At 52.0% G+C, this 15,007-nt stretch carries 13 protein-coding genes; 10 read left to right on the top strand and 3 right to left on the bottom strand.

The window, feature by feature from the left end:
• Positions 1–43: 43 nt before the first annotated feature.
• On the bottom strand, positions 44–622 hold the full coding sequence (locus tag J4650_RS18440) for a lipoprotein (protein WP_001537832.1): 579 nt from the start codon (positions 620–622) through the stop codon (positions 44–46).
• Between the two features lie 303 nt (positions 623–925).
• Here J4650_RS18440 and bolA point away from each other — a divergent pair, with 303 nt between their 5' ends.
• The 9 genes from bolA to fadM all read left to right on the top strand — a co-directional run bounded on the left by bolA (position 926) and on the right by fadM (position 11,490).
• Positions 926–1,243, top strand: coding sequence for a transcriptional regulator BolA (gene bolA, locus J4650_RS18445; protein WP_000973433.1), 318 nt, complete (start codon positions 926–928; stop codon positions 1,241–1,243).
• A 346-nt stretch (positions 1,244–1,589) separates the two neighbouring features.
• Positions 1,590–2,888: a trigger factor gene (tig, locus tag J4650_RS18450; RefSeq protein ID WP_001198403.1), complete on the top strand. Its 1,299-nt coding sequence runs from the start codon at positions 1,590–1,592 to the stop codon at positions 2,886–2,888.
• A 246-nt stretch (positions 2,889–3,134) separates the two neighbouring features.
• Positions 3,135–3,758, top strand: a complete 624-nt coding sequence (clpP, locus tag J4650_RS18455; RefSeq protein ID WP_000122257.1) for an ATP-dependent Clp endopeptidase proteolytic subunit ClpP — start codon at positions 3,135–3,137, stop codon at positions 3,756–3,758.
• 251 nt (positions 3,759–4,009) lie between these two features.
• Positions 4,010–5,281, top strand: coding sequence for an ATP-dependent protease ATP-binding subunit ClpX (gene clpX, locus J4650_RS18460; protein ID WP_000130314.1), 1,272 nt, complete (start codon positions 4,010–4,012; stop codon positions 5,279–5,281).
• 185 nt (positions 5,282–5,466) lie between these two features.
• On the top strand, positions 5,467–7,821 hold the full coding sequence (lon, locus tag J4650_RS18465; protein WP_001067723.1) for an endopeptidase La: 2,355 nt from the start codon (positions 5,467–5,469) through the stop codon (positions 7,819–7,821).
• Between the two features lie 190 nt (positions 7,822–8,011).
• Positions 8,012–8,302: a nucleoid-associated protein HU-beta gene (hupB, locus tag J4650_RS18470; RefSeq protein ID WP_254888479.1), complete on the top strand. Its 291-nt coding sequence runs from the start codon at positions 8,012–8,014 to the stop codon at positions 8,300–8,302.
• 290 nt (positions 8,303–8,592) lie between these two features.
• Positions 8,593–10,464 carry a peptidylprolyl isomerase gene (ppiD, locus tag J4650_RS18475; RefSeq protein ID WP_000969434.1) on the top strand — a complete coding sequence of 624 codons (1,872 nt, stop codon included), beginning with the start codon at positions 8,593–8,595 and terminating at the stop codon, positions 10,462–10,464.
• A gap of 149 nt (positions 10,465–10,613) precedes the next feature.
• Positions 10,614–10,988, top strand: a complete 375-nt coding sequence (locus tag J4650_RS18480) for a helix-hairpin-helix domain-containing protein (RefSeq protein ID WP_000680322.1) — start codon at positions 10,614–10,616, stop codon at positions 10,986–10,988.
• Positions 10,989–11,091: 103 nt separating this feature from the next.
• Positions 11,092–11,490: a long-chain acyl-CoA thioesterase FadM gene (fadM, locus tag J4650_RS18485; RefSeq protein ID WP_001194543.1), complete on the top strand. Its 399-nt coding sequence runs from the start codon at positions 11,092–11,094 to the stop codon at positions 11,488–11,490.
• 105 nt (positions 11,491–11,595) lie between these two features.
• Here the strand turns inward: fadM and queC are convergent, their stop codons facing one another.
• Positions 11,596–12,291: a 7-cyano-7-deazaguanine synthase QueC gene (gene queC / locus J4650_RS18490; RefSeq protein WP_000817201.1), complete on the bottom strand. Its 696-nt coding sequence runs from the start codon at positions 12,289–12,291 to the stop codon at positions 11,596–11,598.
• A gap of 64 nt (positions 12,292–12,355) precedes the next feature.
• Positions 12,356–14,056: an SgrR family transcriptional regulator gene (locus J4650_RS18495; RefSeq protein WP_001238160.1), complete on the bottom strand. Its 1,701-nt coding sequence runs from the start codon at positions 14,054–14,056 to the stop codon at positions 12,356–12,358.
• Between the two features lie 100 nt (positions 14,057–14,156).
• Here J4650_RS18495 and cof point away from each other — a divergent pair, with 100 nt between their 5' ends.
• The gene (gene cof / locus J4650_RS18500; RefSeq protein ID WP_023993896.1) at positions 14,157–14,975 is read left to right on the top strand and encodes an HMP-PP phosphatase; all 819 of its coding nucleotides are present in this window, start codon (positions 14,157–14,159) and stop codon (positions 14,973–14,975) included.
• The last annotated feature ends 32 nt before the right edge of the window (positions 14,976–15,007 follow it).

Genomic DNA, 15,007 nt, shown 5'->3' on the forward strand with positions numbered 1-15,007 from the left:
AGGCATCTACAGACCCGGCTTTTGCCGGGTCTTGTTGTTGCTATTAACGGGCATTTTGCTTGATAAAATCGTGAATACTGGTGTCCTGAGACATATCAGCAATGGTATCGGTCAGAACGCTGTTCACCGCGTCGGCAATATTCTGGTTAGAGGCCTGGAACGCCCCTTCAATAGAGTAGTTGGCGCGATAGTTTTTGGTCATCTTGCTGCCATTTGCCGCGGTCGCAATAATCGCGATATCCGCTTTGGTCGCGATGTTGTAGCGCACGCTGCCCTGGGAAACATCAGCATACAGTTGGTTAACAATAATCTGCAGATTAACCGCGCCGTTAGGCCCGATCATATAGCCCCGTGCCGTCATCTGTTTTTCCAGGACTTCTTGTAACAGGAAGCGTAAATCGCGGGAGGCGGTTAACGTTACCAGCTGGTTGTTACGCGTGACTTTCGCTAACGCTTGATCCTGGCGTTGGTCCGCGCCGGTAATGCTAACGGTGACGCCCATCAGGCTCGGGTCCTGCTGTGGCAAGGTGATCTTCGGCGCGACGTCAATGGTCGTCGGCGGTGTGGCGCATCCTGCCAGCATAAACAGAGCGACTAACGGAAAGAGAAGTTTTTTTAACATATTCAGGCTCTCAATGACGCTTAAAACGTGATAGGTAAAAATTCCCGCCATCATAACACCGCTAACGGCGAGGGGAAGTGGTCAACGCAGGTAAATTCGTCGTAATGTCCGATTTGGTATCGATAACGGCGCGAGCGGGGATTTTGAGCGCTAAAAGAATGATTAAGGCAGTAAACTTCATACGTTTGGCTGAAATAATCAGACGAAAGCTAAATTTTTGTTGTCATGCTGTAATGGAAACGGTAAAAGCGGCTAGTATTTAAAGGGATGGGTGACATCACAGCGTTGTCGGAGGAGATTTTCATGATGATACGTGAGCAAATAGAAGAAAAATTAAGGACAGCGTTCGACCCCGTGTTTCTCGAAGTTGTGGATGAAAGCTATCGTCACAATGTTCCTGCAGGATCGGAAAGCCATTTTAAGGTCGTGCTGGTGAGCGATCGCTTTACAGGCGAACGTTTTCTTAATCGTCATCGGATGATTTACGGTACGTTAACGGCGGAACTCTCCACAACCGTACATGCGCTGGCACTGCATACTTATACCCTCAAAGAGTGGGAAGGGTTGCAGGATACTATCTTCGCGTCGCCTCCTTGTCGCGGCGCGGGAAGCATCGCGTAGCAAAACGGATTTGCAACTACCTCCGCTTTTCCAGTATGTTGCTACAGAATTATGTGAAAACGGCCTGCGGGCCGTTTTGTTTTGTCTGAATTTTGAGCGTGTCGTACAGTATTCAGACAAAAATTAGCCGAGAATTGTGAAAACCGCCGCAGCATCGCACAATCACCGTTCTCGACTCACAAAAGTGATGCCGCTATAATGCGCCGTCTTATATATGAACGTCTTCGGGATGATTCTGACGACAGGGAATGTGATTGATTATGAGAACATCCCGGTTCCGCGAAGCAAATAGCACGTGCTTGCGGAGTAGAGTTGACCGAGCACTGTGATTTTTTGAGGTAACAAGATGCAAGTTTCAGTTGAAACCACTCAGGGCCTTGGCCGCCGTGTAACGATTACAATCGCTGCTGACAGCATCGAGACCGCTGTAAAAAGCGAGCTGGTCAACGTAGCGAAAAAAGTACGTATTGACGGCTTCCGTAAAGGCAAAGTACCGATGAATATCGTCGCTCAGCGTTATGGCGCTTCTGTTCGCCAGGACGTGCTGGGCGATCTGATGAGCCGCAACTTCGTTGACGCGATCATCAAAGAAAAAATTAACCCGGCAGGCGCGCCGAACTATGTTCCGGGCGAATACAAAGTGGGTGAAGACTTCACTTACTCCGTCGAGTTTGAAGTCTATCCGGAAGTTGAGCTGACTGGCCTCGAGTCCATCGAAGTTGAAAAGCCGGTTGTTGAAGTCACCGACGCTGACGTTGATGTGATGCTGGACACCCTGCGTAAGCAGCAGGCGACCTGGAAAGAAAAAGACGGCGCTGCGGATGCGGAAGACCGCGTGACCATCGACTTCACCGGCTCTGTAGACGGCGAAGAGTTCGAAGGCGGCAAAGCGACCGATTTCGTTCTGGCGATGGGCCAGGGTCGTATGATTCCGGGCTTTGAAGACGGCGTTAAAGGCCACAAAGCTGGCGAAGAGTTCACTATCGATGTGACCTTCCCGGAAGAGTACCACGCTGAAAACCTGAAAGGTAAAGCGGCTAAGTTCGTTATCAACCTGAAGAAAGTTGAAGAACGCGAACTGCCGGAACTGACCGAAGAATTCATCAAACGTTTCGGCGTTGAAGATGGTTCCGTAGCCGGTCTGCGCGCTGAAGTACGTAAAAACATGGAACGCGAGCTGAAAGGCGCGGTGCGTAACCGCGTTAAGTCTCAGGCGATTGAAGGTCTGGTAAAAGCTAACGACATCGACGTACCGGCTGCGCTGATCGACAGCGAAATCGACGTTCTGCGTCGTCAGGCTGCGCAGCGTTTTGGTGGTAACGAGAAACAGGCTCTGGAGCTGCCGCGCGAACTGTTCGAAGAACAGGCTAAGCGTCGTGTAGTTGTCGGTCTGCTGCTCGGCGAAGTCATTCGTACCAACGAGCTGAAAGCGGACGAAGAACGCGTTAAAGGCCTGATCGAAGAGATGGCGTCTGCTTACGAAGATCCGAAAGAAGTGATTGAGTTCTACAGCAAAAATAAAGAGCTGATGGACAATATGCGTAACGTCGCTCTGGAAGAACAGGCTGTTGAAGCGGTTCTGGCAAAAGCGAAAGTGTCTGAAAAAGCCACTTCCTTCAATGAGCTGATGAACCAGCAGGCGTAATTTTTCGCGTTAAAAGCACGAAATTTGCACAAAAACCCGTCACCTTTCAGTGACGGGTTTTTTTTGTCACGCATTTTGCATGGTAAGGGTGCGAAAACCGCGTTTCAGTGTTAGCGTTAGAGCAAAAGATTGTTATGCTTGAATTATGGCGATGCCGTACCCATTACAGAGGGACTGGCTGATAATCCGTCCATCAGGTTACAATCAGTACAGCAGGTTTTTTCAATTTTTATCCAGGAGACGGAAATGTCATACAGCGGAGAACGAGATAATTTGGCCCCTCATATGGCGCTGGTGCCGATGGTCATTGAACAGACCTCACGCGGTGAGCGCTCTTTTGATATCTATTCTCGTCTACTTAAGGAACGCGTCATATTTCTGACCGGCCAGGTCGAAGACCATATGGCTAACCTGATCGTGGCGCAGATGCTGTTCCTGGAAGCGGAAAACCCGGAAAAAGATATCTATCTGTACATTAATTCTCCTGGCGGCGTAATTACTGCGGGGATGTCCATCTATGACACCATGCAGTTTATTAAGCCAGACGTCAGCACCATTTGTATGGGACAGGCGGCCTCTATGGGGGCGTTTCTGCTGACTGCCGGGGCGAAAGGCAAACGTTTCTGCTTGCCGAACTCTCGCGTCATGATCCACCAGCCGCTGGGCGGCTACCAGGGCCAGGCGACGGATATTGAAATTCACGCCCGCGAAATTTTGAAAGTAAAAGGGCGCATGAATGAACTTATGGCGCATCATACGGGTCAATCTCTTGAGCAGATTGAACGTGATACTGAGCGCGATCGCTTCCTCTCCGCGCCTGAAGCGGTAGAGTACGGTTTGGTTGACTCAATTTTGACCCATCGTAATTGATGCCCTGGACGCAAGTGTGCCGCTATACACTTCATCCTTCACGCTACCTCGGTGTTGGCTGCCAGCGCGCCTCCCGGTGACTTACTTATGTAAGCGCCTGCGGAGTCGCCGAGTTGCCGCCTTGATGTAGCTCGAATGATTTTGTGTATATACTAATGAAGGGCGGCACAACGCTGATTAGCGGCTTGCGCCTGAGAATGGCATTTGCGTCGTCGTGTGCGGCACAAAGAACAAAGAAGAGGTTTTGACTCATGACAGATAAACGCAAAGATGGCTCGGGCAAATTGTTGTACTGCTCTTTTTGCGGCAAAAGCCAGCATGAAGTGCGCAAGCTGATTGCCGGTCCATCCGTGTATATCTGCGACGAATGCGTCGATTTATGTAACGACATTATTCGCGAAGAAATTAAAGAAGTTGCTCCGCACCGTGAACGTAGTGCGCTGCCGACGCCGCATGAAATTCGTACCCACCTGGACGATTACGTTATCGGCCAGGAGCAGGCGAAAAAAGTGCTGGCGGTGGCGGTCTATAACCACTACAAGCGTCTGCGTAACGGCGATACCAGCAATGGCGTCGAGTTAGGCAAAAGCAACATTCTGCTGATTGGACCGACCGGTTCCGGTAAAACGCTGCTGGCGGAAACGCTGGCGCGCTTGCTGGATGTGCCGTTCACTATGGCGGATGCGACCACGCTAACCGAAGCGGGTTACGTTGGTGAAGACGTCGAGAATATCATTCAGAAACTGTTGCAGAAATGCGACTACGACGTGCAAAAAGCGCAGCGTGGGATTGTCTACATTGATGAAATCGATAAGATTTCGCGTAAATCAGACAATCCGTCCATTACCCGCGATGTTTCCGGCGAAGGCGTACAGCAGGCGTTGCTGAAACTGATCGAAGGCACCGTCGCCGCGGTTCCACCGCAGGGCGGTCGCAAACATCCGCAGCAGGAGTTCTTACAGGTAGATACCTCTAAGATTCTGTTTATCTGCGGCGGCGCGTTTGCCGGTCTGGATAAAGTGATCGCTAACCGTGTTGAAACCGGCTCCGGCATTGGTTTTGGCGCGACGGTGAAAGCGAAGTCCGACAAAGCCAGCGAAGGCGAGCTGTTGTCGCAGGTTGAACCGGAAGATTTGATCAAATTTGGTCTGATTCCTGAGTTTATCGGTCGTCTGCCAGTGGTAGCGACGCTGAATGAACTCAGCGAAGAAGCGCTGATTCAAATCCTGAAAGAGCCGAAAAATGCGCTGACCAAGCAGTATCAGGCGCTGTTTAACCTGGAAGGCGTCGATCTGGAATTCCGTGACGAAGCGCTGGACGCTATCGCCAGGAAAGCAATGGCGCGTAAAACCGGTGCCCGTGGTCTGCGTTCTATCGTCGAAGCAGCGCTGCTGGATACCATGTACGATTTGCCATCTATGGAAGACGTCGAAAAAGTGGTGATCGACGAGTCCGTTATTGCCGGTCAGAGTAAGCCGTTGCTGATTTACGGCAAACCGGAAGCGCAGGCTTCTGGCGAATAATTAAACATTCATACAATCAGTTAGCCAAAAAAGGGGGGATTTTATCTCCCCTTTCGTTTTTCCTGTAAACACGCCGTTGAATGTGTGGGAAACATCCCCATATACTGACGTACATGTTATAGGTGGTATGGAGCACAGCTATACTATCTGATTACCTGGCGGACACTAAACTAAGAGAGAGCTCTATGAATCCTGAGCGTTCTGAACGCATTGAAATCCCCGTATTGCCGTTGCGCGATGTGGTGGTTTATCCGCACATGGTCATACCCTTATTTGTAGGGCGGGAAAAATCTATCCGTTGTCTGGAAGCGGCTATGGACCATGATAAAAAAATCATGCTGGTCGCCCAGAAGGAAGCATCAACGGATGAGCCGGGTGTAAACGATCTTTTCACCGTCGGGACCGTGGCCTCTATTTTGCAGATGTTGAAACTGCCTGACGGCACCGTAAAAGTGCTGGTCGAGGGGTTACAGCGCGCGCGTATTTCCGCGCTGTCTGACAACGGCGAACATTTCTCCGCGAAGGCGGAGTACCTTGATTCGCCAGCCATTGATGAGCGAGAACAAGAAGTGCTGGTGCGTACCGCTATCAGCCAGTTCGAAGGCTACATCAAGCTGAACAAAAAAATTCCGCCGGAAGTGCTGACGTCACTCAATAGCATTGACGACCCTGCACGTCTGGCTGACACCATCGCCGCGCATATGCCGCTGAAACTGGCGGATAAACAGTCCGTACTGGAGATGTCCGACGTTAACGAACGTCTGGAATATCTGATGGCGATGATGGAATCTGAAATCGATCTGCTGCAGGTTGAGAAACGCATTCGCAACCGCGTGAAAAAGCAGATGGAGAAATCCCAGCGCGAGTACTATCTGAACGAGCAAATGAAAGCGATTCAGAAAGAACTTGGCGAGATGGACGACGCGCCGGACGAAAACGAAGCGCTGAAGCGTAAGATCGACGCGGCGAAAATGCCGAAAGAGGCGAAAGAGAAAGCGGAAGCGGAACTGCAGAAGCTGAAAATGATGTCTCCGATGTCGGCGGAAGCGACCGTGGTGCGCGGCTACATCGACTGGATGGTGCAGGTGCCGTGGAATGCGCGTAGCAAGGTCAAAAAAGACCTGCGTCAGGCGCAGGAAATCCTCGATACTGACCATTATGGTCTGGAGCGCGTGAAAGACCGCATCCTTGAGTATCTCGCGGTTCAAAGCCGTGTAAATAAAATCAAGGGGCCGATCCTGTGTCTGGTGGGGCCGCCGGGGGTAGGTAAAACCTCGTTGGGCCAGTCCATCGCTAAAGCAACAGGGCGTAAATACATCCGTATGGCGCTGGGCGGCGTGCGTGATGAAGCGGAAATCCGCGGTCATCGCCGGACTTACATTGGCTCTATGCCGGGTAAACTGATCCAAAAAATGGCCAAAGTGGGGGTTAAAAACCCACTGTTCCTGCTCGATGAGATCGACAAAATGTCTTCTGACATGCGCGGCGATCCGGCTTCCGCACTGCTGGAAGTGCTGGATCCGGAGCAAAACGTGGCGTTCAGCGATCATTACCTGGAAGTGGATTACGATCTCAGCGATGTGATGTTTGTCGCCACTTCCAACTCCATGAACATTCCGGCGCCGCTGCTGGATCGTATGGAAGTGATCCGTCTGTCCGGTTATACCGAAGACGAGAAGCTGAATATTGCTAAACGTCACCTGCTGCCGAAGCAGATCGAGCGTAACGCGCTGAAGAAAGGTGAACTGACGGTCGACGATAGCGCGATTATCGGTATTATTCGCTATTACACGCGTGAAGCGGGCGTGCGTAGTCTGGAGCGTGAAATCTCCAAACTGTGCCGCAAAGCGGTTAAACAACTGTTGCTCGATAAGTCGTTAAAACATATCGAAATTAACGGCGATAATCTGCACGACTACCTCGGTGTGCAGCGCTTTGATTATGGCCGCGCGGATAGCGAAAACCGCGTAGGTCAGGTGACGGGCCTGGCGTGGACGGAAGTGGGCGGCGATCTGTTGACCATCGAAACCGCCTGCGTACCGGGCAAAGGCAAGTTGACCTACACCGGCTCGCTCGGTGAAGTGATGCAGGAATCTATTCAGGCGGCGCTGACCGTGGTGCGCGCGCGCGCGGAAAAACTGGGTATTAATCCGGACTTTTACGAAAAACGCGATATCCACGTTCACGTGCCGGAAGGCGCAACGCCGAAAGACGGTCCAAGTGCCGGTATCGCGATGTGTACCGCGCTGGTTTCCTGCCTGACCGGTAATCCGGTGCGCGCAGATGTGGCAATGACCGGTGAGATCACGCTGCGTGGTCAGGTATTGCCGATCGGCGGCCTGAAAGAAAAACTGTTGGCGGCGCATCGCGGCGGGATTAAAACGGTCTTAATTCCATTCGAAAATAAACGTGACCTGGAGGAAATTCCGGACAACGTCATTGCCGATCTGGATATTCACCCGGTTAAGCGTATTGAGGAAGTTCTGACGCTTGCTCTGCAAAACGAACCGTCTGGAATGCAGGTTGTAACCGCAAAATAGTGACCTCGCGCAAATAGCGCTAATAAAAACAGGGCTGGCAGGCTATTTCGGACTTGCCAGCCTTTTTTTGTATAGCTAATTTAGATGGTTGATTGGGTCTGCCACCATTAACGGGTGTTGTAAGGGCGTGGCAGGCCTGATATAACTGCTGCGCGGTCGTACTTCGAAGGATTCAGGTGCGATATAAATTATAAAGAGGAAGAGAAGAGTGAATAAATCTCAACTGATCGAAAAAATTGCTGCAGGGGCTGATATCTCTAAGGCTGCGGCTGGACGTGCGTTAGATGCGATTATTGCTTCTGTTACCGAATCTCTGAAAGAAGGGGATGACGTTGCACTGGTAGGCTTTGGTACTTTTGCTGTTAAAGAGCGTGCTGCCCGTACTGGTCGCAACCCGCAAACAGGTAAAGAGATCACCATCGCCGCTGCCAAAGTGCCGAGTTTCCGTGCAGGTAAAGCGCTGAAAGACGCGGTAAACTAAGCGTGATCCCCTCGGGGGATGTGACAAAGTACAAGGGCGCATCAACTGATGTGCCTTTTTTATTGGCGATTCGGGACTTTCTGTGCGTTGCGGGCTGACAATTGCCCTCGTTTCTTGTCACAATAGGCTTTTGTGCGCCGCGTTCAGAAAATGCGATGCGCGTGAAGTCTCTATACGCAAATCATTCAGGTTGCGTCGACGCGGCGACTGAGCGAATCACTCGGTAGCCAGCGGAGAAGCCGCCTGAAAGATAAAGTGTAAAGTCACCTACAGCGGAGTGTGGTTACACCATGATGGACAGCTTACGCACGGCTGCAAACAGTCTCGTGCTCAAGATTATTTTCGTTATCATTATCGTGTCGTTCATTTTGACCGGCGTTAGTGGTTACCTGATTGGCGGAAGCAATAACTACGCCGCAAAAGTGAATGGCCAGGAAATCAGCCGGGCACAGTTTGAGAATGCGTTTAACAACGAACGTAACCGTATGCAGCAGCAGTTGGGCGACAGGTATTCTGAACTGGCGGCCAACGAAGGTTATATGAAAAGCCTGCGCCAGCAGGTGCTGAATCGTCTGATAGATGAAGCGCTGTTGGATCAATATTCCCGCGAACTGAAACTGGGCATCAGCGATGAGCAGGTAAAACAGGCGATTTTCGCCACTCCCGCTTTTCAGGTGGACGGTAAGTTTGACAACAACCGCTATAACGCGATTGTGAATCAGATGGGAATGACCGCCGATCAGTACGCTCAGGCGCTGCGTAACCAGCTTACCACTCAGCAACTGATCAACGGCGTGGCCGGTACTGATTTTATGCTGAAAGGGGAAACCGACGAACTGGCGGCATTAGTCTCTCAACAGCGCGTGGTGCGTGAAGCCGTTATTGATGTCAACGCGCTGGCGGCGAAGCAGCAGGTGACCGATCAGGAAGTGTCCAGCTACTACGATCAGAATAAAGTCCGCTTTATGACGCCGGAACAGTTCCGCGTAAGCTATATCAAGCTGGATGCCGCGACGATGCAGGCACCGGTCAGCGATGCGGATATTCAGGCCTATTATGACCAGCATGTAGATCAGTTTACTCAGCCGGAGCGCATTCGTTACAGCATTATTCAGACCAAAACGGAAGATGATGCGAAAGCGGTACTGGATGCGCTGAACAAGGGCGAAGATTTCGCCACGCTGGCGAAAGAGAAATCTACCGATATCATCTCTGCGCGTAATGGCGGCGATATGGGCTGGCTGGAAGAGTCTGCCACGGTGCCGGAACTGAAAAACGCCGGATTAAAAGAAAAAGGCCAGATATCTGGCGTGATTAAGTCGTCTGTCGGTTTTCTGGTGGCGCGTCTGGATGATATTCAGCCTGCCAAAGTGAAACCGTTAAGCGAGGTTCGCGACGACATTGCCGCGAAAGTGAAACAGGAAAAAGCGCTGGATGCTTACTATGCGTTGCAGCAGAAGGTGAGCGATGCGGCAAGCAACGACAATGAGTCGTTAGCAGGCGCTGAACAGGTCGCTGGCGTAAAAGCAGTTGAAACCGGCTGGTTTAGCCGTGACACCTTACCGGAAGAGCTGAACTTCAAACCGGTAGCCGATGCTATCTTTAATGGCGGTCTGGTAGGCGAAAACGGTACGCCGGGGCCGAATTCAGACATTATCACCGTAGATGGCGACCGGGCTTTTGTTGTGCGCGTGAGCGAACATAAACCTGAAGCCGTGAAGCCGTTGGCAGAAGTGAAAGAACAGGTCACTGCCCTGGTGAAGCATAACAAAGCGGAACAACAGGCGAAGCTGGATGCGGAAAAACTGCTGGTCGAGCTGAAAGCGGGCAAAGGCGCGGAAGCGATGAAAGCGGCGGGTCTGAGTTTTGGCGAGCCTAAAACGTTAAGTCGTACCAGTCAGGATCCGGTGAGTCAGGCGGCCTTTGCGTTAAGCCTTCCGACGAAAGATAAGCCAGTTTATGGCGTGGCGAACGATATGCAGGGTAACGTCGTTCTGCTGGCGTTTGACGAGGTGAAAGCGGGCGCCATGCCGGAAGCGCAGAAAAAAGCGATGGTGCAGGGCATCACGCAGAACAATGCGCAAATTGTCTTTGAGGCGCTGATGAGCAATCTGCGTAAAGAGGCGAAAATCAAAATCGGCGACGCTCTGGAACAGCAGTAATCGTCGAGGCGCTTCGCAAAAAATTGCAAAACGTTGTATCCCACAAAGGCCGCTTTCGCGGCCTTTTCCATTTCTGAGAATTGTCGTTTGTTCGTTTTTCTCCGCCCCGCTATCGTGGCTGCACTGTTAACAAACAAGGAGAAAACAGTATGAAACACGGAATTAAAGCACTGCTTATTACACTTTCTTTAACCTGCGCGGGCATGGCCCATAGCGCGCTGGCGGCGACGCCTGTCGCAAAAAATGCAGCGGTGGAAACAAAAGCGGATACGCCTTCTTCATCCTCCGCCAAAGCGGCATTACCTGCTAAAGCCAGCGATGATGAAGGTACCAGGGTGAGCATTAATACCGCGTCTGCGGAGGATCTGGCGCGGGTGATGAACGGCGTTGGGCTGAAAAAAGCGCAGGCTATTGTGAGCTATCGGGAGGAGTATGGTCCTTTTAAAACGGTGGATGATTTAAAGCAGGTGCCGGGAATGGGAAGCGCGCTGGTGGAGCGTAATCTGGCAGTTTTAACATTGTAATCACTTGCACAGTGGCAAAAATTTGCCAGACTGTAGAGGTCATACCAGTTATGACCTCTGTACTTGTCGTTTACTTATAACAACAACGTAAGGTTATTGCGCTATGCAAACACAAATCAAAGTTCGTGGATATCATCTTGATGTTTATCAACATGTTAATAATGCCCGCTATCTGGAGTTTCTGGAAGAGGCCCGTTGGGATGGGCTGGAAAACAGCGACAGCTTTCAGTGGATGACGGCCCGCAATATTGCCTTTGTGGTGGTAAACATCAATATAAATTACCGTCGCCCGGCGGTATTGAGCGATCTACTGACCGTGACCAGCCAGGTACAACAGCTTAACGGTAAAAGCGGCGTATTAAGCCAGACGATTACGCTGGAGCCAGAAGGGCAGGTGGTGGCTGATGCGCTCATCACGTTTGTTTGTATTGATTTAAAAACGCAAAAAGCGCTGCCGCTGGAAGGCGAATTGCGTGAAAAGCTGGAACAGATGGTGCAATAACGCCTCGCTGTCTGATGGCGTTGAACTTGTCCGGCCTGGCGATATTGACCATGGTGAATATCGCCAGGCCGGATAAGGCGCGTGCGCCGCCATCCGGCAAAACAATCACCTTAACCCGGTTTTTTGCTTCATTGCCGCCATCACCGCCGCTTTATTCGACAGATAATGATTCAGGCCGTTAGCGCGCAGATTACAGGCTGCGCAATGACCACAGCCATCGCCTTTAATGCCGTTATAGCAGGTCAGCGTCTCTTCGCGAACTAAATCCAGTTGGCCCCAATAATCGGCCAGCGCCCAGGTTTCAGCTTTATCAATCCACATTAGGGGCGTTTCGAAACGGATATCTTTCGCCATGCCCAGATTCACCGCGTGATTCAGCGCTTTGACGAACTCATCGCGACAGTCTGGATAGCCGGAAAAATCGGTCTCGCAAACGCCGGTGATCACCGCTTCGGCTTTGACCTGATAAGCGTAAATCGCCGCCAGCGTCAGAAAGAGAATATTGCGTCCCGGTACGAAAGTATTGGGGATACCGTCAGCGTTCGGTTCATAGTCCGGCACCGGAATGCTATCCCGCGTCAGGCTACTGACCGCCAGTTCGTTCAGTAAAGTGACATCCAGCACTTTATGCGCGCGTGCGCCAAGTTTTAACGCCAGTGCGCGCGCGACATCAATCTCTGCGCGGTGGCGCTGACCATAATCAAACGTGACACAATGCACTTCATCATACTGATGCCGCGCTTGCGCCAGACAAGTGGTGGAGTCCTGACCTCCACTAAATACAACAACGGCGCGTTTCATAGTTATCCTGATCAATGACGAAAGCCAATATGGTAACGCGTACGGATAATCCCGACCAGCTTCTTCACGGCGAAGGCGGCGGAAGCCAGGCTTCGCTAAATTCAAACCAGCCGCGAGGGGTGAGTCGAACGCCGTTAACGCCCGGTGGGGCGCTGATGCGATAGTGATAATTAAACAGCGGCGTAAGTGTGGCGTCATCCATCAGGTTAGCAAAAACTTGTTGTAGCGCGGCGCGGCGATCTTTTTCATTGGGCTGAATTTGCAGAGCGTCAAGCGTAGCCTGCAGATGGGAAAACGCAGGCGCGTCCAGGACATGCGGCCAGATCTGATCGCAACGTAGCCACTGCTCCAGCGTATATTCCGGCGCTTCGCCGATCAGCCTGTCGCCCATCATCAGATCCGCTTGCGCCAACGCAGGGCAGTTATCCCAGTTTTTGGCATTATGAAAAATCAACGTTAACTCACAGCCGAGCGTCGCCAGGTAATGTCGAAGCTGTTCCGCCATCGTATGCAGCTCTACGGGAAGGTGATACGCCAGGGTAAGTTTTTTCGGCAATGGCGTTTCATCAACGTCCTGCCATTGCGGGATTGTCCAGCCGGGTAGCAGCCCCTGACTTGGCATAATCAAGTTCTCATCTACCGGTAAGGTTTTCAGCAGCGAAGTATGATGGATAATATGTATCAGACGCCGCGCCTGCTGTACGTTGAGCCGTGAGCCCTTTTTGAGGGTTAAATAACAAAAGCCAAGACTGATACCACTACTTACCTGACTCAGCGTCGCCAGCTCTTCCGGTTTGCCGATGGCAATCTGCACCGGATGGCGGCAACTGGTGCCCAGATCCTGGGCAAACAGTTGCGGGGTGATCCAGAATTCAATCGCTTTCAGCAGCGGATGGCTGAGGTGATAATGGTCATGACTTTCCAGACGCACCAGTTCCGGCGTGAACAACGCCAGGCGAAAAGGACCGGTGCCGATAAGCGGCAGGTCAGGATGCGCCAGACCGCTACAATAGCTCGCCAGACGATGCGCCAGCCAGTAATCAGGTCGGTGAAGGAGAAAGGTCAGGCACTGAGGATGCGTTACTTCGATCCGTGCGACGCTAATAAACAATTTGCTTAACGCCGGTAGGGTAAGCAGCCTTTCCAGGCGTTCGTGTAGCTGCGCGGTATCCACCGTATCGCCATTATGCCAGTGCAGCGTGGAGCGAATATAAAAATCCCAGCGTAAACCGTCGGCGGAAATCTCCCAGTGATGCGCCAAATCCCCGCAAGGATATTGACTGTCGCGGTCGAAGCGCGTTAACCCGGAAAAAACTTGCCCTGCGAGATGCTGTTCCGCGCGGCCTGGCAGGAAACCCGGCTGCAGCGGATCAAGCGGACGATAGTAGGGAATACGCAATGTCGGCGTATCGTTTTGCCATTGGCCGCCCATAAAAGGCTGGAGCATCGCCCGTAACTCGCCCGGCGCCAGCTGCGCCAGTTCCAGTACGTTGAGCTGCTGCCCTTTTTCCAGCGCCTGTTCCATCATGGCGGTGCGGAGCGATTCCGGCGTGACCAGAAACTGGAGCCGTCCACGTTTCCCGCGCCCGGACTGCGCCTCCCATCTTAGCCAACCTGCCTGCTGGGCCTGACGCAGCAGCGTTCGCAGATGGCGCTCGCTACAAAAACAGCGTTCGGCCAGTTCGCTAACGGTGACATGTTGCGTTTCCCCGGCGGAAGGCTGCCAGAGGCGTTGATATTGATTAAGCCGATTCAGTAGCCTCATAGAAACCCGGAACACTTCCTTTTATCTGTTCACTATTACTTCCGTATATCTCAGGTAATACTGAACAACAAGTTAACCGCGTCACAGTGTGGAGAAAGAGATGGCCCGTCTGGCAGCATTTGATATGGATGGCACGTTATTAATGCCCGATCACCATTTGGGTAGAGAAACGATCGCCACGCTGGCGCGTCTGCGCGAACGCGATATCACCCTGACATTCGCTACGGGTCGTCATGTGCTGGAAATGCGGCATATTCTGGGGACGCTTTCACTGGATGCTTATCTTATTACCGGTAACGGGACGCGAATTCACTCGCTGGAAGGCGACGTGCTGCATCGTCAGGATCTCGATCCTCAGGTTGCCGATACGGTGATGCACCATGCCTGGGATACCCGAGCCAGTATGCATGTGTTTAATGACAATGGCTGGTTTACAGGCCAGGAGATCCCCACGCTACTCCAGGCGCACGTCTACAGCGGCTTTCGTTATCAGGTTATCGATATAAAAAGCATTCCGGCCCATCAGGTGACGAAGATCTGTTTTTGCGGCGATCATGACGATCTGATCCGTTTGCGCATTCAGCTCAATGAGGCGCTGGAAGAACGCGCGCACCTCTGTTTCTCTGCCGTCGACTGCCTGGAAGTGCTACCGCTGGGGTGCAATAAAGGATCGGCGCTGGCGGTATTGAGCAACCATTTAGGGCTTTCACTGGCAGATTGCATGGCGTTTGGCGACGCGATGAACGATCGGGAAATGCTGGGCAGCGTCGGGCGGGGGCTCATTATGGGCAATGCCATGCCGCAGCTTATCGCCGCGCTGCCACACCTTTCGGTTATCGGACATTGTGGTAATCAAGCGGTATCACACTTTTTGACGCATTGGCTGGACAATCCGCATCTACCTTATTCCCCCGAATGAGAGATCTCTTCCAGCAAGCCAGACATTCAGTC

The sequence above is a fragment of the Salmonella sp. 32120201201600049SM genome, from assembly GCF_017572835.1.
GTDB lineage: Bacteria > Pseudomonadota > Gammaproteobacteria > Enterobacterales > Enterobacteriaceae > Salmonella > Salmonella enterica.